Source organism: Thauera sp. 27 (genome assembly GCF_000310125.2).
Taxonomy (GTDB): Bacteria; Pseudomonadota; Gammaproteobacteria; order Burkholderiales; family Rhodocyclaceae; genus Thauera; species Thauera mechernichensis.
The window spans coordinates 25,186-46,965 of sequence record NZ_AMXB01000030.1 but is presented as its reverse complement, the minus strand read 5'-3'; the positions used below and the strand labels follow the sequence as shown (position 1 = coordinate 46,965).

General features: G+C 53.8%; 18 protein-coding genes. 1 reads left to right on the top strand and 17 read right to left on the bottom strand.

Annotated elements, in window-relative coordinates:
- Window positions 1-42: 42 nt before the first annotated feature.
- The 11 genes from B447_RS15640 to B447_RS15585 form a co-directional block, all read right to left on the bottom strand.
- On the bottom strand, window positions 43-1,122 hold the full coding sequence (locus B447_RS15640) for a type II secretion system F family protein (protein WP_037982963.1): 1,080 nt from the start codon (window positions 1,120-1,122) through the stop codon (window positions 43-45).
- On the bottom strand, window positions 1,109-2,860 hold the full coding sequence (locus B447_RS15635; RefSeq protein ID WP_198291820.1) for a GspE/PulE family protein: 1,752 nt from the start codon (window positions 2,858-2,860) through the stop codon (window positions 1,109-1,111). Before B447_RS15635 ends, B447_RS15640 begins: the two co-directional genes overlap by 14 nt.
- Window positions 2,861-2,876: 16 nt before the next feature.
- Window positions 2,877-3,350, bottom strand: a complete 474-nt coding sequence (locus B447_RS15630; protein WP_157384705.1) for a hypothetical protein — start codon at window positions 3,348-3,350, stop codon at window positions 2,877-2,879.
- Window positions 3,340-4,644, bottom strand: a complete 1,305-nt coding sequence (pilO2, locus tag B447_RS15625; RefSeq protein WP_083491481.1) for a type 4b pilus protein PilO2 — start codon at window positions 4,642-4,644, stop codon at window positions 3,340-3,342. Before pilO2 ends, B447_RS15630 begins: the two co-directional genes overlap by 11 nt.
- A 10-nt stretch (window positions 4,645-4,654) precedes the next feature.
- Window positions 4,655-6,301, bottom strand: a complete 1,647-nt coding sequence (pilN, locus tag B447_RS15620) for a PilN family type IVB pilus formation outer membrane protein (RefSeq protein ID WP_002942506.1) — start codon at window positions 6,299-6,301, stop codon at window positions 4,655-4,657.
- A 3-nt stretch (window positions 6,302-6,304) separates the two neighbouring features.
- Window positions 6,305-7,003 (bottom strand): toxin co-regulated pilus biosynthesis Q family protein, encoded by a 699-nt coding sequence (locus B447_RS21910; protein WP_051018831.1) that lies wholly within the window; start codon window positions 7,001-7,003, stop codon window positions 6,305-6,307.
- A gap of 20 nt (window positions 7,004-7,023) precedes the next feature.
- Window positions 7,024-8,076 carry a TrbG/VirB9 family P-type conjugative transfer protein gene (locus B447_RS22620; RefSeq protein WP_157384704.1) on the bottom strand — a complete coding sequence of 351 codons (1,053 nt, stop codon included), beginning with the start codon at window positions 8,074-8,076 and terminating at the stop codon, window positions 7,024-7,026.
- A gap of 78 nt (window positions 8,077-8,154) precedes the next feature.
- Window positions 8,155-9,504 carry a TrbI/VirB10 family protein gene (locus B447_RS22245; RefSeq protein ID WP_083491480.1) on the bottom strand — a complete coding sequence of 450 codons (1,350 nt, stop codon included), beginning with the start codon at window positions 9,502-9,504 and terminating at the stop codon, window positions 8,155-8,157.
- A complete protein-coding gene (locus tag B447_RS15595; RefSeq protein WP_083491479.1) occupies window positions 9,504-10,325 on the bottom strand; it encodes a TrbG/VirB9 family P-type conjugative transfer protein in 822 nt (273 codons plus the stop codon). Before B447_RS15595 ends, B447_RS22245 begins: the two co-directional genes overlap by 1 nt.
- Window positions 10,322-11,029, bottom strand: coding sequence for a type IV secretion system protein (locus B447_RS22240; RefSeq protein ID WP_157384703.1), 708 nt, complete (start codon window positions 11,027-11,029; stop codon window positions 10,322-10,324). The genes B447_RS15595 and B447_RS22240 overlap by 4 nt, the downstream gene beginning before the upstream one ends.
- A gap of 313 nt (window positions 11,030-11,342) precedes the next feature.
- Complete coding sequence (locus B447_RS15585; protein ID WP_054967141.1) at window positions 11,343-13,334, bottom strand: AAA family ATPase; 1,992 nt, start codon at window positions 13,332-13,334, stop codon at window positions 11,343-11,345.
- A 516-nt stretch (window positions 13,335-13,850) separates the two neighbouring features.
- Here B447_RS15585 and B447_RS15580 point away from each other — a divergent pair.
- Window positions 13,851-14,888 (top strand): IS5 family transposase, encoded by a 1,038-nt coding sequence (locus B447_RS15580; protein ID WP_002942493.1) that lies wholly within the window; start codon window positions 13,851-13,853, stop codon window positions 14,886-14,888.
- Between the two features lie 428 nt (window positions 14,889-15,316).
- Here the strand turns inward: B447_RS15580 and B447_RS15575 are convergent, their stop codons facing one another.
- Genes B447_RS15575 through B447_RS15555 form a run of 6 tightly spaced genes read right to left on the bottom strand, consistent with a single transcriptional unit; the run spans window position 15,317 to window position 21,756 of the window.
- Window positions 15,317-16,732: a type IV secretion system protein gene (locus B447_RS15575; RefSeq protein ID WP_083491477.1), complete on the bottom strand. Its 1,416-nt coding sequence runs from the start codon at window positions 16,730-16,732 to the stop codon at window positions 15,317-15,319.
- On the bottom strand, window positions 16,729-17,505 hold the full coding sequence (locus tag B447_RS15570; protein WP_002942490.1) for a hypothetical protein: 777 nt from the start codon (window positions 17,503-17,505) through the stop codon (window positions 16,729-16,731). Before B447_RS15570 ends, B447_RS15575 begins: the two co-directional genes overlap by 4 nt.
- Window positions 17,495-20,047: a VirB4 family type IV secretion system protein gene (locus B447_RS15565; protein WP_083491476.1), complete on the bottom strand. Its 2,553-nt coding sequence runs from the start codon at window positions 20,045-20,047 to the stop codon at window positions 17,495-17,497. Before B447_RS15565 ends, B447_RS15570 begins: the two co-directional genes overlap by 11 nt.
- Window positions 19,981-20,298: a VirB3 family type IV secretion system protein gene (locus tag B447_RS15560; RefSeq protein WP_037982962.1), complete on the bottom strand. Its 318-nt coding sequence runs from the start codon at window positions 20,296-20,298 to the stop codon at window positions 19,981-19,983. Before B447_RS15560 ends, B447_RS15565 begins: the two co-directional genes overlap by 67 nt.
- A 33-nt stretch (window positions 20,299-20,331) precedes the next feature.
- Window positions 20,332-20,706, bottom strand: coding sequence for a TrbC/VirB2 family protein (locus B447_RS22235; RefSeq protein WP_083491475.1), 375 nt, complete (start codon window positions 20,704-20,706; stop codon window positions 20,332-20,334).
- Between the two features lie 54 nt (window positions 20,707-20,760).
- A complete protein-coding gene (locus B447_RS15555) occupies window positions 20,761-21,756 on the bottom strand; it encodes a CpaF family protein (RefSeq protein ID WP_002942479.1) in 996 nt (331 codons plus the stop codon).
- Window positions 21,757-21,780 lie beyond the last annotated feature (24 nt).

Sequence of the window (21,780 nt, the reverse complement as noted above, 5' to 3'; positions counted from 1 at the left end):
TTATGTACTGCGGCTTGGGTATGTACGGTGTTGAATTAAGGTTTACATATTTCTGCTAAGAGATGCAATTTCCTGTTGAATGGCGAAGAAACCTGCAACGATCCACATTAAAACCACGGCCATGAACGCTATGGCTATGCCGTTGAGCACTTTCATCTGCGCTTGAATCGTTTTTAGCCCCATTCTCATCCATTGCTTCCCGACCCTATCAAGGGCGTCACCAAAGTCACCTGAATACTTAGAGTAGATTCCTAAGTCTGCGACGATTTCTTTCGATGGAAAGTCAAAACCTGCGTTTTTCATCGCATCACCAGCGTTCATGCCGCCGTGGATACCGTAGAGATATGCCTGAATACGCTCATTAAGGTAAGGGGTCCCTGTCCCCTTGATTGAAACGAGGGCGTCGTTGATGCGCATGCCACCATTCAGAAGAGCTGACAAAGCAAAAAGAAAACCTGAGCCAACGACAAGCCGATAAAGCGACCATGGTGGGATCCTGTCGAGTTTTATTCGAATGGAGCCAGTAAAAATTGGCATGGTCACGGTTATCGAGGTTGCAAGGGCAACGATCGCCACGATCGAGATCAACCCGTACTCGATTGTGAGTGTTGAAAGAGTATGCAATGATTTTGCGAGCGGTCCCCACTTACTTACATCCAGGATTCGAGTGAATTCCGGGATGACTTTGATTCCAAAGAGAAGCAGGTAACCAACAGTTGCCGTGATCAGTATGGCTGGGTAAAAGAGCCCCCCTATTACAGCAGACTGCACTTGGCGATTTGTTTCAACGATTTCGATCACCGACTCGAGAGCACGAGGCAGGTTGCCTGACTGCTCCCCTGACATGATCACCATTCGCTCCATGGTCGGCACCCAACCGTTGATTGCGTCAGCAAAACGGCCGCCATTAAGGATGATGTTTCGCCACTCAGCGTAGATCATCGCAAGTGTGTCCTTGGGCTTATTGCCGCCGTCAGAAGCACGATCGTAGAGTTCAGTCAGAATCTGATCGATACCGATCTTGTTCTGTAACATGACCGCCATCATCTGCCACGTACGCAGACGTTGGGATGCTGTAAATGCCAGCTTGGCAAGGCGAAGTTCGAGTTCAGAACTTGTCACCAACAACCTCCCCAACCGTGACCATGTTGTCGTAGAGCAGTTCTGCCATGTGGAGTGAGCCGACAACTCGCTCGGCCATCATCGGATCTACTTCTCCGGACTTGACCTTCTCAATAGCGTGGTGAACGATCGACTGCCCCTGCTGCTCTTGAAGCCAGTGCTTTCGAGCCAGAACGCGTTCCCCGCGCCGCAGGTATTCGCACAGCATTGGGTCCGGGATCACGATCTCAGCGCATACGGTTCGACCGATTGAACCACGGTGATTGCATTGCTCGCAGCCGTCACCAGTGATAAACACGTCGATCCAATCTGAACCCAAAGCTCGTTGGATGCGCTCCAGCGTACGTGAGGGCATCTTGTTCAGGTGGTCACGAAGAGGTTGCTTGCAGTTCGGGCATAGCTTCTTCACCAGGCGCTGACTAATCAGTCCTGTCAATACAGTGTGATCAAGCAGCATATCGGGTTCGATGCCGATGTTGATCATGCGATCAGCGATACCAAGTGCGCTGTTTGCATGCAGCGTTGTCCATACTTGGTGACCTGTCGTTGCAGCCCTTAATGCCAGCTCAGCTGAAGGCTTGTCTCGAAGCTCGCCGATCATGATGGTGTCCGGATCTAGCCGCATTGCTGCGTTGATTGCAGCGATGAACATCTCCTCGCGTTCCCGCTGGCTTGTTGCATTACCAACTGGTGTTTGAACTGCGCCGATGATCGGGTACTCAGGGGGGTCCTCAACTGTTAGTACATGCTTTCGGCCTTGCGTCTCAGAGATGTAGGCGCGAAGCAACCGTTGAAGGGTCGTCGACTTCCCCGATCCCGTTGGACCGCTGATGATGTTCAGCCCAATCGGTTGCTCCTGCATGTGCTCGAACAGGAACTTATGAGCCGTGGAAAAGCCAAGATCACAAGGATCATGAGAATCGAGTGCGTCGTTGTAGAGCAGACGCAACACCATCACGGTCGCCTCTGCAGTCGGGCTTGCAGCGATACGGATACCATTCAGCCCAGGGGGCAACTTGGACGTGTCACCGATCCGAGCGTCCAGGCGGATGTTTTCCTTGAAGGTTTCCTCGGAGACGTCAGCCATGGCTTGGTAGTAGTAACGGACGAGCTTCTTCCCGTACTCGTGATCACGCTCGTGTGCCTTCTCGAGCTCGCCATGAATTCGATACAAGATGTCGGTACCAGACCGGTCGATTCGGATGTGGATGTCTGAGGCTGAAGATGCAGCTGCTTCGGAGATGATCTTCATCCCGGCTACTTGCATCTGGGTCTTGCTGTGTTGACCTTGATCGTCTGTTATGGCCACACCCGCGGCCTGGTAGACGTTGGCGATTGAGCGCAAGGTGGTGCTAACAATCCGGTACTCAACCCCTTTGCGCCTCAGCAGCGTGACGTAGGACATCACGTGCGCGTTGGTCTCTTGACCGCGGGCGATCAAGAGGCGTCCGTCGGACAAGAAGCATAGGAGCCTAGCCGCTTCATGGTTGGCATGAAGTTCGCCCTCGGCAGAACAAATTGTTGTTCGCTTGAAATCGACGACGATGTTCTCTTCGAATGGGGCATCCTCGAAGAAGGCCTTTTTCTGTACATCTCGTGCTGATGCAGATCGCACAGATTGTTGTCCTAACACGGCGCCTCTGGCGCTCACTGTAGCGGCCGCTGCCCCTACTCCTGCCACGGTGACTTGCTGACCACTAGGCTGAACCGCATTTCGCAGGTTACGGAAGAAGCTCATCATCACCCCCGGTTAATCAGTTGGGCATCGGGGCCATACCCATTGGTAGGCTCTGAGTCATCTGAGATGTGGCACTCGTTGGGGTTGAACGGTTTAGGAATTCGAGCGGTACTGCGCGACCGCTGCGATTGATCGTTACCCGGTTTGTACCGATCTCCGCAACGATGCTCCCGTCGGGGAGGCGATCACCTGTGCGCGCCTCGACAGCATTACCCGAGGGCATGACGAGCATTGCCCAGCGGTCAGCTCCGAATCCCTCCACCCACTTGACCGTGACTTCGGTGCGCTTCTCGTCGGGGGCATCACGACGGTTCTGACCGCTGGCTTCAAGCAGGGCTTGGCGCAGCTTCTCTCGCTCGAGCTTGGCCTTCAGGATGTCCACTTCGCCGTTGATCCTTGTCAGATCCATTCCGTCGGGATCGCTTGCAATGCTCAACTGCGGCAATAGCACGCAGCAAACCGCTGCGATCATTACGGTCTTATTTCGCATAGATCTTTCCTTCGTAAGTCCACTTTCCTGATTGGTAGGTCGCCTTCGTGACTCGAACCCCATTGAAGTCCAGGACGCTTCGCATGGCATTGGGTGCGAGGCCGATCGGGCCTACAGCGAACGTGTATTCGCGCCATTCGGCCGGAGTCATCTTTGTGACCTTAGCTTCCTCGGCACTCATGGGTGGGGCCGGTGGGGACTCTGGATTCCCAACGGCGTACGGAACCTTGAGGCCCTGTAGCAGGCTCACAAACCCTCGCTGAACGTCGCCAATGGTGGGCAACTCATCTTCCCTGTAGGTCAGGTTCTCCAGCGGCTTGCGCAGTACCGCCTGTGTTGCATCCGGGTTGAGGTCTGCGCTCGGCATAGCAGCCAGTAGATTGTCAGCACGCGCCCCATTTGCTCTGTAGAGTGCTTCGGAGGCCACGCCGTCGCAGATGAACGTCTCGAGGTACCACCCACCGGGAGCTGGAAATGTGATGTGGCTTTGGCAAAGGCTCAGGAAGCTGCCGGTTACCGCAACCGTGTGCCAGCCCTTGGGGTAATCACGCTCGACCTGAGCTGCAGCACCGTCCTGAAGTGCAAGCAGCTCCTGTCGCTGTGCTTCAATGGCGGCCAGTTGGTCAGCTTCAACCTTCTTCATGTACCAGAAGGCTCCACCGATCGAGACGATTGAAAGAGCGAGGCCTGAGACAATGATCTGCTGGCGAGTGAAGCCTGACTTGAGCGCTTGAAGTTGGTACTGGGCTGGACTATTAAGCTTCCCCCCCTTGAGCGCGAGAAGCGTTTCAAGCTCGATGGCGAGAAAGTTGTGGTAACCCGCCTGTCCAACTTCAGGGCTACCCATGATGGCCGCCCAACTACCGATCCCGTAATGGTGTTCAAGTTGCTCGATAGCTTCGACGTACGAGCCAATAAAGTCCCCGTTGGGAAGGATAGAACCATCACGTACGGCAATGAACGCGTATTGATCGTTGCCACAGGAGAAGACTCCCAGCCAGTCGTTGATAGACTGGCTCCGACCAGGTGATGATGGAAATAGGTTTGGTGACTCCGCAACGGAGTTTGCAACAGCGGCTGCAAGTGATAGCTGTCTGGCAGCCGCGCCGTCGGAGGTAAGTGCAGTGCCAACTTGGGATGTACCAACTCCGTGACGGATCACGTAGAGATCGCAGCTGAACTTGGATGTATAAGCGATGGCTTCTTTCTTTAGTTCGCGTGGGCGAGATAGAGCAACCCACGTGAGCCCGCCAACAAAGGTGTGCCTGCCAATCTGGACGGTTTTGTGCGCCATGGTTATGCCATCAGTTGACGATGACCGGGGTTACCAGCACGACGACCGATTCCTTGTTGCGTTGCGCATTCATGCCGCCGCCAAGGAGCGGAAAGCGCGCACTACCAACGCCGCTGTATCGCAGATTTCCGTTCGTTTGCTCAAAGCCGGATAGCACTAGGGTTTCGCCCGAGCGCATCTTGATGCGCTGTAGGAAGTTCTTTGTGTCCACCTCAGGAGCCTCAATACTCGATTCACCGCTTGTGATCTTCCGGATCTCGCGCAAAGCGGATACGTCAGCACTGAACTGAAGTATGAGCGCTCCATCTTCCATGATCGAAGGCAGCACCTGCATCGAGAAGCCGCTGCTTACCGTTCCAGGTCTGATCGCCGTCGATGATCCAACATCAGGGGTATTGGTCGTTGTGGTTTCGGCCAGGTAGGTGACTTGCTTGGCAGTCTGTATAGGAGCGGGTTGATTGTTGAGAGCAACCACAGAGGCCGTCGTCTCGAGATGTACTTGTCCTTGTTCCGTGAGGGCGTTGATCACCGCCTGAGAGCCGTTCCACTTCGAGCTCGGACGAATGATGCCGAGCGTCAGTGAGCTAGCTCCGGGAGCTGCGTTGACTAGGTTGCTCAGTCCGTACCGACTCTTCAGATTGTCATAGACCAGATCCCAGGAGATCGAATAGTCATCAGAGTCGTTCTTGGTGACTGAGAGCACCTGAACGGTAATCATCACTTGTTTCGATAGCGACTCGTTCTGCTGGTCGATGAAGCTGCTGACAGCCTTGATAACTGTCGGCGTGTCAGTGACGGTGATGGTCCCAGTTGCTACAGAAACGACTACCTTGCCTGTCGGGGATAGCATCGCTTCAATTGATTTACCAAGGCCGTCCCAAACCGACAATTCTGACGACACGCTCGTCGAGATGCTGTTGTTACCTTGCTGCATGGATGAGCTTTCACCACCAGCGCTGCTCGAGCCTGAGGAGTTGCTCGATCCAGAGGTCGTCGCAACGCTCGCATCGAGTTTTGATGTGCCGGGTACTGCACGAACTTGAAAGGTCTTGGTTTCGTTCAGGAAGAACTGGATTTCGCCGCTCTTGTAGCGCCAGAAAACTCCATATCGTGCAGCAACCATGTCGAGTAGCGCCTTGAGGGTGCCACCTGAAAAGTTGATGTCCATCTTGGCACTGTGATTTGCAGCACCGACGGCTGGCAGGGTCGCGCTCGTAGTTGATGCACCTGGAATCGGTGGAAGTCCAGTGCCACCAGGTGCCGACTGTGCGCTCACCCCGGTGCTATGCGTGGTCGTGCTCATGTACAGCTCGGGGGCAATCGCGACCGGGATGCGTGTGCGCAGCGTGATCCGCTCCGCGAACTCGCGAAGATCGGCGACGCTGTTATTGAAAGATGCCTCTTCGTTGAAGATCGCCGGGAGCACCTCCTGCTTCTCGAGCTTGATAGCAGCGCTGCCGATATAGACAGTGTCTTTGAAGACGACAGGTTGCGTGTCCTGACGAGATGCGGTCACAACGCCTACTTGGCGTCCCAACCTATCGGCATTTGCACCTACGCGCTCGACATCGGCCTCGATCCTGTTGGGAGTGGTGACGCAGCCGGCGAGCGTAAGTGGAACAGCGGCGGCAAGAATAGCCTTGCGTGAGATGGTCATTGGTTACTCCACGCCTTTATTGACGATGCGTACAACGTGGTTGCCGCGGTGAAAGATCGCTTTCGGGGGGTGCTCGACCGTCTCCATCGACCGCATCACAATCTCGATGGCCCCTTCGAAGCTTTGCTCAAGGGATGCAGAGGCGGCGATTGGGTAGTCGTAGCTGAGATCCCAAATCAACTGCCAGCCGGCTGCGCTTGCCCAGCGCTCAAGAGCCGTTCGCACGGTCTTGTCTTCAAAGCGTAGATCCCAGACAACCGAGGCTGCACTGACACCAGACTCGATCGAGCCTGTCTCGCTCACGACCCCGGTCTGTGCAGAATCGGCTAAACCCCCCGTGAGGGTAAGAGTCACGATCCTCGAAGCCGTGTCGATTTCTCCGCTAAGCGTAGGCACTTGTGCTGCGATCTCGCGTAGCACTGCTGTCCAGTCCTTGCCGCCTTTCCATGAAACCGCGGTATTGGCAACACGATCGATGCCAACAGACCGTAGTTGATAGGTGCGGGGCACTATCTGGGTCAGAGCTTGATGGAGAGGGACGCCGTCAGCGAATCCATAAAGGATCTCGGCGTGTCCACTTCCAATCACCCGAACCTGCATGTTTACGGAGAACGGATTGGCACTTGACTCATCAACGAAGCCTGCATGCGCGACCGTAGAAAGTGCAATGACGAATGCGGAGACAATCAGCTTTGTATTCACGGCTTCCTCAAGACTGGATATCAGTATCTCAGCACGATCTCTTTGTCGCGCAAGACAATGGTTGCGTTGCCCTTGATCTGATCGCCGAGGCGCGCTAGTGCCTGAAGATAAGGGACTGATGCGAATTGAACGGAAATTGACTGAGCCCTCCCCTCTCCCTCAATGACAAGGGCACGGTTCATCTGTTGTGCCACTTCGGTCATGAGTTCAGTGAGGTCAGACTCGCTGGCAATAACGGTCAGTCGATCGTTGCTGTAGCTAACGATCGTGGCGCTCTTGATGCAGGGGATAGCCTTAGAAACCTCGAACTCGATCTCGTACATGCCCGGAATTGTGCTATGACCATCTCGAGAGAGCATTCCTTGCGTGATACCGGCCTGGACAAGCGCATTGCCAATCGCAATGCCCCGTGCCGTACGGACCTTTGCGTTATCCTCAGCTGCGGTCAGGACTCGAACTTTTTGAAGACCCTGTCGGAGCGCCTCAGCCTCGAGCTTCTGCTTCCCAATTACATTCAGTGACGTACTTCCAGAGCCAAATTCGATCGCCACTGAAGTGATGGAGGTCATCATGCTCGGCGTACACGTTCCAGTGGGTGCAGCAAAGGGTGAGCGGACATCTGCTGTGCTCTCAGGGCTCGAAACATCAGCTTTTACATGCTCGTGCATCCGCTGAGGTGGCGGCATAGCTGTACTGATCGGCTCGGTCTTGAGGGGGCTCGTAGCATCCTCATTCAGTTGCGGGGATGACGTGCTTAACCCTTCGTACCGAACCGTGGCACGATCCCTACCCGCGCCGACCAGGACAAAAGAATCAGGCAACCCCTCGATCACGAGATAAGGGCCCTGCCTTGAGCTTTTGGCGCCCTCAGCCCGTATCGGTGCACTCGGGTTCGATGGTTGAATGTAGATATCACGGCCATCATTGAAGATTAGGGACGGACGTAGTTGCGACGATCCGCTCACGCTGTATGAGAAGTCGAACGGTTGATTCTGCTGGGCGCCCGCCTCCCCGCTCGCAAGCGACAAGGAAGCGGCGATTGCCCAAAGGAAGGTACTTAGCTGTTGAGTCATCGTGTTCAGGTCCGTGGGCTTATTCTGACTGGTGTGGTCGTGGGGCCTTGCCTCGTAAAACAGCTGTTTTGAGGTGTTTTATCGGGGTGAATAAGCCGGGATCGATATGTCCTTGTTCACGATGATGTTGAGCTTCTGCCCTTTCTCGACCGTGATCGTCGGTGGGATCGAGGTGTTTCGATCAAGTATCGTCTTGGAAATGTCCTTCAAGATCTCACCGGTCATCTCCATCGGTGTTTGGGTTGTACTGTTATTCACAATCACCCTGTTGTCGCTATTCTTGTCGAAGAGCCAAGACACGCCTGCGATGAGGAATGACGAGCTGAACATCTTCCAGAAATGGTTGTTCACGTCACCATGTAGTCCGGCCTGCCCAATTTGGTCGGCCCCGGGCATTCCCGCTAAGTTGATGGATGATCCATCGGGGCGGATGATCCGAGAGAACGCAGCCATCATCCGCTCTTGGCCGATCCTGATATCAGCGTTGTATTGACCGATGAGCTTGGAACCCTTGGGGATCATGAGAGTGGAGCTGCGGACCGAGTCGTACACATCCATAGATACGAGTGCGCTGATCTGGCCAGGTAGATCTGAGTTAAGGGCCGTGAGAAGCACCGCTGGAATGATCACTCCTTGATGGATCACGGGGCCAGGATGCGCGGGATCAAGCCCGATGACATGCCCGGAGCTGCCCTGGGCCTGCTGCTGATCAAGCCAGGCTTGATCGGGGTTGCTCGAGGTTGTCCGCGGCGAAGTCATGTGAGCGTTTTCTTGGGCAGGTGCAGAGGTCCGAACGGCCTTGATGATCTGGTCCTGTTTAGCCTGGTTGGCCTGCCTTATCTGCGCTGCCTCAGCACGCATCTGCTCGATCCGACCCTGCGGTGAATTTGAAAATCGCTCATCCACCTCAGCCGGCCCACGAGGATTGCTTCCAGTTGCAGTGGGTTTCCCAGTGAGTGCAATGATCTGGGATTGCCGAATCTGCTCCTGACGAACTCGAGCCTTCTCAGCTGCTTGATCTGCATCCGGGGCTACAGGCCGTCCCTGCGGAATCTGCGGCAGTACTGCCGAGCTCGCCCCTGGAATGGCGGGCAGCGTAGTTGATACCAGATCATTGAATTGAGGATCTGATTCACGCCGTTGGCGCTCATCTTCAGCCGCTTTACGTTGCGACTCGATCTCCTGAGCTAGCATCAACTCTGGCGCTACCCGATCGATCTGCGACCGTCCCTTGATCTCCTCTTCCGTTGGCGTGACAGTCGGCGCTACTTGCGACTGATCGTGTTCATTTGCTTGGAAGATGAGGACAACACCAATTAGCGATACGAGAAATACCGGACCAACAATGTGAAGGTTCTTCGCAATTCTCGCGCCGAGGTGAGGACGGTTGGGTTCAATAAGGGAGTCTTCGACGCTCGGGGTGTTCATCAATACCCCCCAAAGTTGAAGTCGCTAGCGTTAGAAGTTGCGAACCAACTTCTACTCTTCCCGCGTGTGATCTTCACTTCTTGCTTTCCGAGCTTCAGAAGCACTCCCGGCACGATACGCGGAATGACAATGTAGTTATCACGCAGGGTGAAGTTCAGTAACTCAACATCCTTGCTTTCGTTGATCATGAAAACGGCAGGCATCTGCTGTACGTTTCCAAGCCTTAGCCACGTGAACTTACCGTCATCAAATACTGTAGATGGGGCGAAGTCGGCCTTGCCTGAAATGGAGTAGTCGAAGTTGAGCTTCTCAAGGCTGACGTCCTCCGACACAACTGTTGACGCAAGCCTAGCCTCGCGGAACTTTGTATCGAGTTCAGCGGCAACAACCCTAGCTCGCGCCTGCTCATTGCGGTAGGCGATCAGTTGCGGGTTATGCCATGACACTTGCTGGTAGAACTTGCCGTCAGGTGGGCTTGAGCGCAGGGTCAGTTGATAGGTTCGTTTGGTTGTTACCAAGGTTGCACTGGTCACAAGGTCCGAGAATACGGGCTTAATGAAGATGTGACCTTGTGTGTTCGACACAACCCACTGTGCGGTGTCGCCCATGGCTAGGGTGACGAGCTCCTCATCATCAGAAAGCTGTATGTTTGTTACTGCCTCCGGACGTGAAAGGATTGTGTACATCTCATTGGGTCGGTAGACGAATTCGATCAATCGCGAATCGTTCGGTAAAGCGATCGGACGAGATTCAGCCAGGGCGGGTGGAACGGAGAGGGCCGAGAGTAGAGTCATGGCGACTCCCAGAGCGACTTTCTTCACTGAAGATCCTCGGAGATATCAAAGTGGGTGATTCGCAGACCAATCGGATTGGCGTACATCTCCGCTTCAGTCTTCGGCGGATCGATTACAAAATGTACGATGGCATTGTATCGACGCGGATTGAACTTCTCCTGGGCTGTTCTTTCGGCCGAAACGACACGTACCTGAGCAATGTTCTCGCCAAGAAATTGAATGTTTGAGATCTCCACGGAACGTGTGAGAGTGTTGTTCTCTCGTACGCGTTTTATGGGCTGCGTCTTGGCTATGTACTCCTTGAATTGATCTATGCCCTTGCCACGAACCAACTTGAATCCTTCTGTGAGATCACGTTCGATTGTCAGTGGATCAATTCGCATCAGTGCTTGAACCCACTTCGCGATGAAGTAGCGCTTCTGAATCTCGTCCGGCTCGAAGGGGCGCGTCTTGATAGCAATTACCGACGTTTCTCCGGTATTACGATCGAAGTTGATCTCGTAGGGTATTGCTTCCTTTAGCGGAAGAAGCGCACCAAACGCGAACGCCATAGCTAATGCTACAAGGGACGAAATTGCAGCAATCACGAATAGTCTGCTCTGATTCACCGTCGAATCACCGTTCCTCTCCGCCCACTCAGCTCTTGCCCTTTCGTATGCTGTCGGGGGAACATTGCCAATTGTTTCGACGGTTTGTTGGTTCCGCGGTGGGGTCTGTTTTTTCCTGAACACTGATCGTTGCTCCGGGGTTATCCGTAGGGCGGAAATCGTTCGGCGATCTTGCCCTCTGTCACTGGCGCTTGACGGTAGATCGTGACGCCCGATGCAATCGATTAGGCCACAGGGCTGGAAGCGCCACCCCTGAACAAAACAGGCTGAAATGGGTGTTTTGTGAAGGGGTCCCTAGGCAAGCACGTGCAGCGAGAGGTAGATCTCGCCGCCTTCAGTTCTTGGCTGATTGAAGGATTCGCGCTGCAACACAGCAAGGGCGGCTAGTGCAAAAAAAAGGCTGCGCAAGGCAGCCTTTACCCACGGGACCATCGGGTCAGCCTACTACGTGAACCAGTGCCGACTGGATGTCAGCAAGCGTCACCGAGTCGGCTTCGATCAAGCCATTGTTCTCCATGACTCTATCCACCATGCAGTCCACGGCCAACTGCATGACTGCCGAGACGTTGGCGATGGAGAGCTCTCCCAAAGCATGAGCGATCCGATCAGGTGTTGCGCTTGAGTCAAACCGGGCGTTGCTTTGCGCCATCCACTTTTGCACGAAGCGCGCGACCGTTGCCCGATCGGGTAGCTCAAACTCGAGCTTGACAGTGAAGCGGCCTCCCCGTAGCGCCGCCGGGTCTAGTTGATCAGGATGATTTGTGGCTGCGACCCAGATGATGTCCTGGGTTTTTCCACCCGCCCCATCTATCGCAGTAAGCAGGCGGTTTGTAACACTAGCTGAGTGGCGCGCATACCGGCGGTCTGCGAGGACGTCATCCGCTTCATCAATGAACACCAGCGTTGGGCGAATATCCCTTGCTTCGCGCACGATGCTATCGATTTTGTCAGGGTTGGAGAGCAACTCGTTCCCAGTCACACCGATGAAAGCCCATTCTGCTGTCTTGGCCAGTGCTCTGGCTGTGACAGTTTTGCCAGTGCCAGGTGGCCCAGCAAACAGCAACCCACTCGGGGCTTTGCCACCAAGTGCTTCCACCTCCTCAACGTTAGCCATCCGATTGGCGATTCCCCGGAGAAGCTTGGTCAGCTTCTCCGGCATCGTAAGCTCGCTGAGCAGTGGAGTGTTCTCGGGGATGCGGCCGGAGCGGCCCTGAACATTACGAAGCGCGTCCTTCAAGTCAAGATAGGAGATTTCGTTGAAGCCCTCCTTCAGTGCCATCCGACCAGTTTCGTCAGCAACAGCGCGAATGCGAGCTACTGAGAAACCTTCCCAGCGCTTAGCCGCCAACTCGATGGCACCCGGATCAATGCGTAGCTGCTCAAATTGGGCAAGCCCGTTTTGTAGCAGCGCGGTACGAGCGATCTCGTCAGGTGGTGTTATCTCGATCTTAAAATCGAATCGACCTTCTCGGATAGCGGCCGGGTCAAGTTTGTCTAGGTAGTTCGTTGCTCCAATGATGACAACGCCGGCGTCGCGTGTGTCTACCAACTCAGTAAGGATCGCATTTGTAGTTTTATCGGCCTCATCGTTACTACTTGCTGACTGGCTACGATCCTTAAGAACACTGTCCATCTCGTCCAGAAAAAGGACGCATGGTGCTTGCGCTCGAGCAGCACGAAAGACAGCGATTACCTGTTCAGTAGTCTGGTTGACAAAGCGAGAAGCAACCTGACCGAACGTGGCTGTTATGATCGGCAGACCAAGCTCGCCGGCGAGTGCATTAGCAAGGGCTGTTTTGCCATTGCCAGGAGAACCAAAAAGAAGGATTCCATTGCGGGACGCGCCCTTCCTCTGCTTAGCATCAACCACCTCCTGCCCGGCATCGAGCATCTTATTTTTCAAGGCATCCATGCCTTGAATAGCTTTGAATGTCAGCTTCGGGCGAAGTGCTGGGTACTTCTGGACATCCTCGTTAGAGTTGCCGGTGTCCCCCATAGGCTTCTTACCTTCATGGCTGAGGCGGGCAAGTGACATCCGCTTCTCCGGATTCTCTGCGAGGTATATGGCGACAATCGTGACCAGCACCCAGCTTGCGCCAGCGAGAATGAAGAACTCGCTAAACCACGCAAAATGTGGCAGAGCAAGGATCGAGGTGATGGTTGAAGGAAGAGCGATCTCGTATGGAACGGTTGTCCAGGTGCGTCCTGCGAGCGCCATCGCAGCTGTTCCGCCTATAAGCACAAGTGACAGCACAGACTGTACACCTGCGAGGTACAGGAACGTTCCATCTGTTGCAGGAAAGCCTTCATTGCCGGGAAAGAATCGAGAAAAGGCCATTGGAACAGCCATAGCGAGAGACAGCACAAGTGCCCACGCATACATGTTGTGCCACACGATTTCAATGAGCGTTGAACGGTTCTTAGTCATGGCGCACCTCCAGTGGCAGAAGGCCCGAGTTGGCAGAGCGCGTAACTGCGCCTGTCTTATTGATACCGACCTGGACTAACTCGTTGATGGCCTTGACTAACGCAGCCGCTTCCTTTGGCGGTGTGCCACGCGCAATTCGGACTACTAAACGGCGCTCCAACCTGTTGCTCACACGGTTGATAACAAGACTTGCGTCAATCTCTCGACATGCTTTCGACTTTCTGCAAACTTCTCCAACTTGTGACCGTATTTCTGTCTGATTAAGGAAGGGCGAAAAAACCCAGGTGAAAGTAGTATAGATCGCTGCTGCTAGAGCCACAGCTGCAGCAAATCTATACGAAGTAAGTGAAGTGGAAGTGTTCATCATCTGCTCCTTGAAGATCATCCTATCATCACCTGGACCATCTTCAAGTTGGAGCAAGTCGGTGCGCCCACAACTTTAGGGCGCCTCGAAAAACCTCTGCCTTGCGCACCCTTGGTAAAATCACGACGTCCTGACCCCTGCAGCCTGCACCGATGAAACCGCGTAGCGCTATCAAGACTGACCTGTTCGCTGACGAGCATCACCGCAAGAAGATCGACGCGCTGGGCGACCCACTGGCCGACATCGAGTCGCACATCGACTTTGCGTCGTTGGCGGCCGAGGTGGATGAGGTTGCGCCGCGCCCGGTGAGCGCGCAGGGCGGGCGTCCGCCGTACCCGACCGAGACGATGGTGCGGATCCTGGTGCTCAAGCGCCTGTACAACCTGTCCGACGAGCAGATGGAGTACCAACTGCTCGACCGCATGAGCTACAAGCGCTTCTGCGGACTGGCGAACGCGACCAACGTCCCGGACCGCACCACGGTATGGACCTTCGAGAACCGGATCGGTGAAGCGGGCGCCAAGGCGCTCTTTGACGGTGTCTCGGCGCAACTGCTCAGGAAGGGTTTCATCGCGCGCGGCGGTCAGATCATCGACGCCACCTTGGTGCCGGCGCCCAAGCAGCACAACAGCCGAGGCGAGAAGGCGCTGATCGAGCACGGTGCGATGCCCGCCGACTGGAAGCCTGCGAAGCGGCGGCAGAAGGACATCGACGCCACCTGGACCAAGAAGCACGGCAAGAGCCACTTCGGCTACAAGCTCTCGATCAACGTCGACAAGAAATACAAGATCATCCGCCGGATCGAGACCGACACGGCGAGTACGCACGACAGCCAGCACTTCGACAACGTCTTCGATGCGGGCAACACGAGTCGGGACGTCTATGCTGACCGGGGCTACCCGTCCGAGGCGCGCGAAGCCTGGCTCAAAGAGAAGGGCTTCCGCAATCAGATCCAGAGGAAGGGCAAACGCAACAAGCCGCTGTCCGAGTGCCAGCAGCGGCGTAATCAGCGCATCGCCAAAACGCGCGCCCGGGTCGAGCATGTCTTTGCCGCCATCGAGCAGATGGGCGGTAAGTTGCTGCGTACCATCGGCCAGGCGCGGGCGAACTTTGCCATGACGATGATGGCCGCCTGCTACAACCTGAAGCGGCTGGTCTATTTCCAGAAGACCGGAATCGAGGCCTTCTGACGCCCGAAATGGGCCGAATCGCCGATGCCTGGGGCGATTCGAGGCGAAAACGGGGCAACCCCGCCGAGAAACGCGGTGGTTTGCCAGAGAAATTGGGTCGAATTCGGTCGCGGTCATCATTGCGCGGCGGGATTTACTGAAAACCTCGGGTTATTCGAGGTGCCCTTTATAGAATGATGATGCCGATTGCTCCGAGGGCAGTACGCAGTAGCACCCAGCAGATGAGAATGATGCTGACGCACAGAAACAGTGGGTTGTCTTGTGCAAGAACTGCAAGTGCCCAGTATATTGCGCCACTGTATGTTTCCTCAGCGGCTTGAGGTGCTGAATAGTAGGCCTTATCCTCTGGAGATCTCAAGCGTCTGCGCTCGCGTGCTGCTAGCTGCAATTCACTGAGCTCTTCGTCAGTCATGGTGCGCCATCGTGTATTACGTGTCATTGCTGGCCCCAGCGTTGTTTGTAGTACGTGTGGGGCCTTGTGACTGCGAGCCCCCACGCGCAGCTGCGCTTGCATTCAATGCTGCACGGATTGGACTCATCGATGTCTTCGCAGCTTTACCATCCATCGTCTGTCGTGCAGCCTGGAGCCCGGTACGTCCTCCTGCTGCAGCTCCACCAATTCGGCTGGAACCTGAGCTAGATGCCGCCTTAGCTCCACTTATGGCGCCGGCCGCAGTACCAACAGTCATGTTCATAGCCCTTGCGCCTTGATTCATCCCGCCTTGCATTGAGGTCGAGGTCGCATTCGCCAATCCACCAGGCTGTAGTTTGCTCGGAAGACCGCCGCTCACACGTGATATACCGGTCATGATAGCGGCGCCAATACTCCACGCCTGCATCATCATCACAGCCATGATCCCAGTGATAAGAAACACCCCAGAGTAGATGATCAATGGCGCTCCTTCGTCTGGGTTAATTGCAGAAAGATACTTGCTCGTTTCTTGAAGAAAGCCGACTGTCAGCATCAATATGAGTGCGCCAGCTACTTTGGCCATTCCTGCGCTCAGTAGGAACTTAAACCAACCTATAGCTATGAAGCTGAGGGGCTGAATGACATAAAATGGAACCAGGACTGGTGCGAGAATAAGGGCAACACCGAACATGACTTGAGTCATGACGAACATGGCCATGTACGCTAGTGTTACGGCTAGCAGGAACATGGCCATGAAAACTTTCATGATCATCACCGGCAAAGCACTCCATGATGTTGGGTCCTTCAACGAAAAGCCATTTGGCTGCTCGTATATACGAATAACGGATTCAACCAACGCGCGAACAGCTATGTCGACTTGATTGTTCAATGCTGGGTTTGTGTCTGACCCTGAACTGGTTGCTGCACCCATGATTCTGCCAGCAATATCGTCGAACCCCTTCATGATCTCCCCGGTAAGCTGGGAGCTTGTCACAACCCAGGTCGCAATCCCGATTATGAATATGAGCTGGACAGCTTCTGCCATTGACTCAGAAGCACTTGCTCCTTGCAGTGACAATCTGATACCTAACCACGACACTGCAATCAATGAAAGAGCAGAAAGAAGGAACTTTCCCTCGGGGACAAGTAGTGAGGCTTTTGAGTTAATCGAGCTCCGCAGGTCATCTATGACTTTTCGGACTTGATCCTGCAGACTCAGCCCGGCCGCGTACGCTCTTTTCTGCGCTTCCTCCGCCCGTTGACGAGCTTCAGCAAGTTCTGCATTTCGTTGCGACTCAGAGAATGTTCTCAGTTGATCTTGCTCCCAGTCACCTTGTTGCCCGAACGACGATGCTGAGAAGAACACAAGAAAGAACGCAATGAGATAGCCGAACAGTCGAGCGTTGATAGGCCGGGAATCCAAGTGAGTCATTTCCGCTGCCTCTCTTGTGAGTCGAGGAAAGCGCGATCAGCTGCAGCCCCTGCACCCATAATTACGTTCTGCTTAAGCGCTCGTGTCTCATCACTAGCTTTCGCGGAGTCCTCAATCATTTGACGTTCTGTCAATCTTCTGGATTGGGCTGCGTTAAAGCTCAGCATCTCATTGATAGTGCCGTTCAACATGGCCATCTGGCCGTTCATCACCATCATTGCCTGATGGCTACCTTCTGTACGCGGAATCTGGGACGAGTACTCACGCATCTGCTCATAGTTGTCTTGAACGGACTTCATGACATGTATCTCGTGATCAGTCATCACGTTCCCGGTTTGTCGGAAGTGGTCTGACATTCGGGCGGAACGATTGATGTAGTCCTCCCAGGTAAGTCCGCTTGCGCCAAATTCTCTGAATCGACGCTCAGCTAAGCCTTTCATCTGCTCAAGCGACCCATAGAGACGCTGGCCACTCGAGTAGACTTGTGAGGCTTTCTGAATGACGCTGTTAGCTTGTCTGACCGTGTCTAATGCGCCGGTCAACTCAGCAGGCATCTGCTGGAGCAGTTCAGTGTAGTACTGCTCAAGTTGGGTGGCGTACTGCAACTCTTGACTGACCGACTGAATTGCAAGCTGTACGTTGTTCAGAAGTTGGGTTACTTCAGTGGCTCCTCCCGTCATACCTCCGCCGGCAAACGTTCGGAGGGGTGCTCCGAAGAGAAAGACGATGATTGCTATCGTGAGGAGCTTCTTGGACAGTGTTTTATCGACCATCGACCATTTCCTCAAGGTAATTGATCTTCCAGGTATCTACCCCTGACGTGTAGTGACGGTCAAAGACACGCTGTGCTTTACTGTCTGAGCGAACAACCGCGAGTATTTCTGGTTGGAGTGGCACGCAGACCATACGGCTGAGGGCAGGCGTTACAATGTAGTAGTTATACTTCGGTACTGCGCTTTGGATCCTTCCGATTTGTGTGTCATTCAACCCAAATTTCTGCGTGTACATCTCGTAATGTGCAAACGCGTTCGAGTTGGGCAAATAGATCCGGTTTGGAATGTTGTCAATAATTGTCGTGAAAATTTTGGAGTTAGCGATTTCGTCCAGAGACTGTGTCGCCATCAGTATCCATGCATTACGCTTTCCGAGAGTGCGTAGCCAATCATTAACTTTGGCCGCAAAGCCCTCCTCTTCCAGAAGGAACCATGCTTCTTCCAGATAGATGAGAGCAGGTCTTCCATCCAGTTTGAGTGAAATGCGGAAGAAGGCATAGTCAATGAATGCCTTCGCTACAGTTGTGTCTTGGAACAACTTACCCATCTCGACACAAGTGAAGCTTCCAAGATCAAATGAATCCTCTTCATTGTCGAAGTAGTGTGCCTTGGCCCCCTCACCGATCCATTGCTCAAGGTGCTCGTGTAGATGCGACGGAATCATCGAACCAAGTGTAACGAGGCGCCACATCGACCTTGGCAACTCTGCCAACCTACCTATGGCGAGCCAGATCTCTCGGGTGTCAGCAGAAGTGATGGCGTACCCGCGAGCGCCGATAAGGTCCTCGATCCAACTGGATAGCCATGTCCAGTGCTTCTTGTCCTCGAGCAATAGCATTGGGTTGAGAGGGATACGCGTTGCTTTATCTCCAGCCAAGTCGACATGCGTACCGCCCTGAAGAATCGTAGGGATTCTTGAGGAATAGTCCTTGTCAAATATGAATGTGTGGCAAGGATAGTACTTCTGCAACTGCGAAATCAGAAAATTGTTGAAAATGCTCTTTCCGCTGCGGGACGGCCCAACTACCAACGTGTGTGCTAGGTCAGATTGATGGAAGTTGAAAAAGTAGGGTGTGGAATACTCTGTCGGAAAGACCGTTAGAGAAGGAATTGGGAACTGTTCTGTGCTGAACTGTTCCGTAAAGTGATGGTTGATTGGATTGCCAATACCCAGTGAGCGTAATGGTGCGAGGTCACACACATTTGCAGTCGATACGAAGTGCCAGCGCACCAATGCACCAGCTTGACCCGGCATCGCGCCCGCAAAGCATGAAAGAAGATGCATGTTCTCTCGTATCGCTACGAACCGCTTCTGACTAAGCAAACGGTGGACAACCTTAGCTAGGTCATCAGCTTCGTTTGCTGTAGATCCATAGGTGAGAACTGTTAGGTTGTAGTGACCATAAACTCTCGAGACGGTGCTTATCTCGGTTAGAGCATCATTTGCATCGTCTGCCATCGCGATCCGACCCACATCTACTTGACGGCTCTCTTCCTTTGTGAAGCTCTCAACAAGGTATGTTTTGAGAGACTTCGCCATATTGCGGTTGTGGCGCTCGATGTCCTGGATGAACCTACGAGATGCATCCGTCGAGGCAACGCGCAGAACTTGTGTGATGACGAGCTCACCAGTTACGGCCATTAGATCATCAAGCAGCCCTGGGAATGTTGTGTTAGGCCAATCTTTGATACTCACAGCCGCAACGTGCGTCTCGCGTTCACCATGAAAATACAGTGTGTCACCTCGACCAACTAAAGTAGAACCATTCAAGTAGCTGTCGAGGTAAAACGGAACGTTTGGACGTTTGATTTGCTCGGCGGATGTGGTCGGTGTGGAACGGCGGTATAGGAAGCCAAGCAAGTCCTCATCACGCAACCGTTTCATGCTTAGATCGGAAACGATCTGCTCGAAAGCTGCTAGCTGCTCTGTGAATTCGTCAAGGTAGATTGAGAGTTGGCTCGACTCATAGTGGAACGCGTTACGACGGAAGAGGGAGGAGCGGATAGTTTCCGCAATGGCCTTCCAGAGTCCCATCTGTTCTGTTTTTGTGAAGTACGCGATCTTCTCGAATACCCCATCCACACCACCGGGAGGTGTGTAGAGAACAGAAAGGAAATGACGGTTCACGTACTGGCCGCTTGCTACAAAACTCTGCTTCCAGACATGGTCGACCATACTGGAAATTTCGTTTTCGAAGTTACCGTTTGGATACCGATACGTCTTCTTTCGCTCGAGCGTCCACCACACTGTGAATCGTTCGTCGAACGTACGCAGTGCATGCTCTGTCAGAGACGACGCACGGTCGATCAGGTGCTGTTCAACACCCTCTGAATCCATGCCCTCGTACTCGAAGCACGCAAGAAAACTTCCATCTTTGCAGATGACTACGTCTGGCGCGATCTGCCCTAACCATGGAATCAGCTCGGCGAACGATTGAGCGGAGTCATCATAGTTTTTGACGAGCTTTCTTACGTTTAGCACAGCATCCCCTTCGAGAATCCTTTCGGGCGTGAGTTCGTGCGCATCTTTCGACGCGGCCATGGGTCATAGATATCCGCAAAGACTTTGTATTGACCATAGATCTTGATGATCTGGTCATCCTTACGAGTGAGCCATCGCAAAAACATGTGCAGAAGAACAGCGATGGGAACCATGTAGAGCGTTTCCATACCCATCGTGAGGGCAACGGCAATCGTGCCGTTAAGGATTGCCATCTTTGATTCAACACCACCTATCTTCTTGACTTCAAGAAGCGATTTATGGACGGTTGTTTCTCGCGGATTATATGCCAATGCCTTTACTCCATTTCATGGCCGCATTGGCATTCAGCAGAAGCTGCCGCCGCTGCCATCGATGAAGCCGACCCACTGTCCGGCCATGATTGCCATGGAGACGCCCATGAGCAGTCCAATGAATGTCTTGAAGATGCCGCCCAATTCGCCAAATGCAAGCAACAGGCCGCAGAAGACAACAGCGATCACGGCCACCGCTTTGGCTGTAGTAGTAGAAAGGGACTTTGCCACTGAGCAGATGGGTCCTTCCCACGGCATGGCGCCGCCTGCTGCATAGGCTTCAGCTCCGAAGATTCCAAGGAGCACACCAACACCGATCATCATCGTCAGGTGGATGCCACTGTGACTTCGTAATGCGTTGTAGATTTGATGAAGGTGGATGAAAAAATTAGTCTTGAGGCTTTTCATGGTGATAATTCCGTTAAAGTGTTTAGAGTTTAATGATGTACATCGATGAAGGGACTAGAATGATTGCGATCTACCCCCTTCCTTTGTTTCTGACTGGTAAAGAATCTCATACAGATACTTCTCTGATTCGCTGTTGTATCCGTTGAGGGCAAGCACTTCCTCCAGTCGACGAACTCCCCGTCGCCTGGCCATAAAAAGCACGTAGTCGAAAGTTCTTGCGATTTGAGAGCAAATAGCTCGATGAGGCCACTGCACGCCACCTTGAAGAATCAAGGTCTCGAACCTTGAGAGTGCGTCAAAGGAGGAGTTAGCATGTAGTGTTGCAATAACCCCGTCATGCCCTGTATTAGCTGCATCAAGAAGGTCGTAGGCTTCACCGCCACGCACTTCACCGACAATAATGCGATCGGGACGGTATCGGAGGGCCAACCGAACTAGATCCTTGGTCGAAATACCCTTTTGTGTATTCGACTCTAGAGAGACCCAGTTAGGTGTTGTCACCTTCAACTCAGGCGTGTCCTCAATCGTGAGGACACGCTCATCGTTTGGTATTTCGGCGATTAATGCATTTGTGAAGGTGGTCTTGCCACTAGAGGTACCGCCTACAACGAGAATGTTCTTCTTTGCACGGACCATCTCTTTCAGCTTTACAGCCCATTCCGTTGTGAATGTGCCAGCGGCTGCATAGTCATCGATAGAGAGTCGCAACAGGTTGTGTTTGCGTATGCACATTGAGGGCCCTCTCACAGATGTGGGAGCAAGCGCCGCTGCAACACGGAACCCATCCATGCGAGCGTCGATGATCCCGTCTCTGGTGCCACCCTTTGCATCCTTGTGGTCCAGTCGCGCCAGTACCGTGATGGCGGTTTCGATCTGCGCCTTCGTTATCTTTACGTTCGCAGGCTGTTGAACGCCACAGCGCTCGAACCACACATCGTCTGGACCGTTGATCTCGACTTCCTGTACTTGGGGGTCTTCGAGCAACGTCTTTACAGGCCCAAGGGACTGCATCAGAGCTGCGAGGGCGGAGGCTGTAGTCAGTGAGTCCATGAGGCTGACTATATTCGACCCACG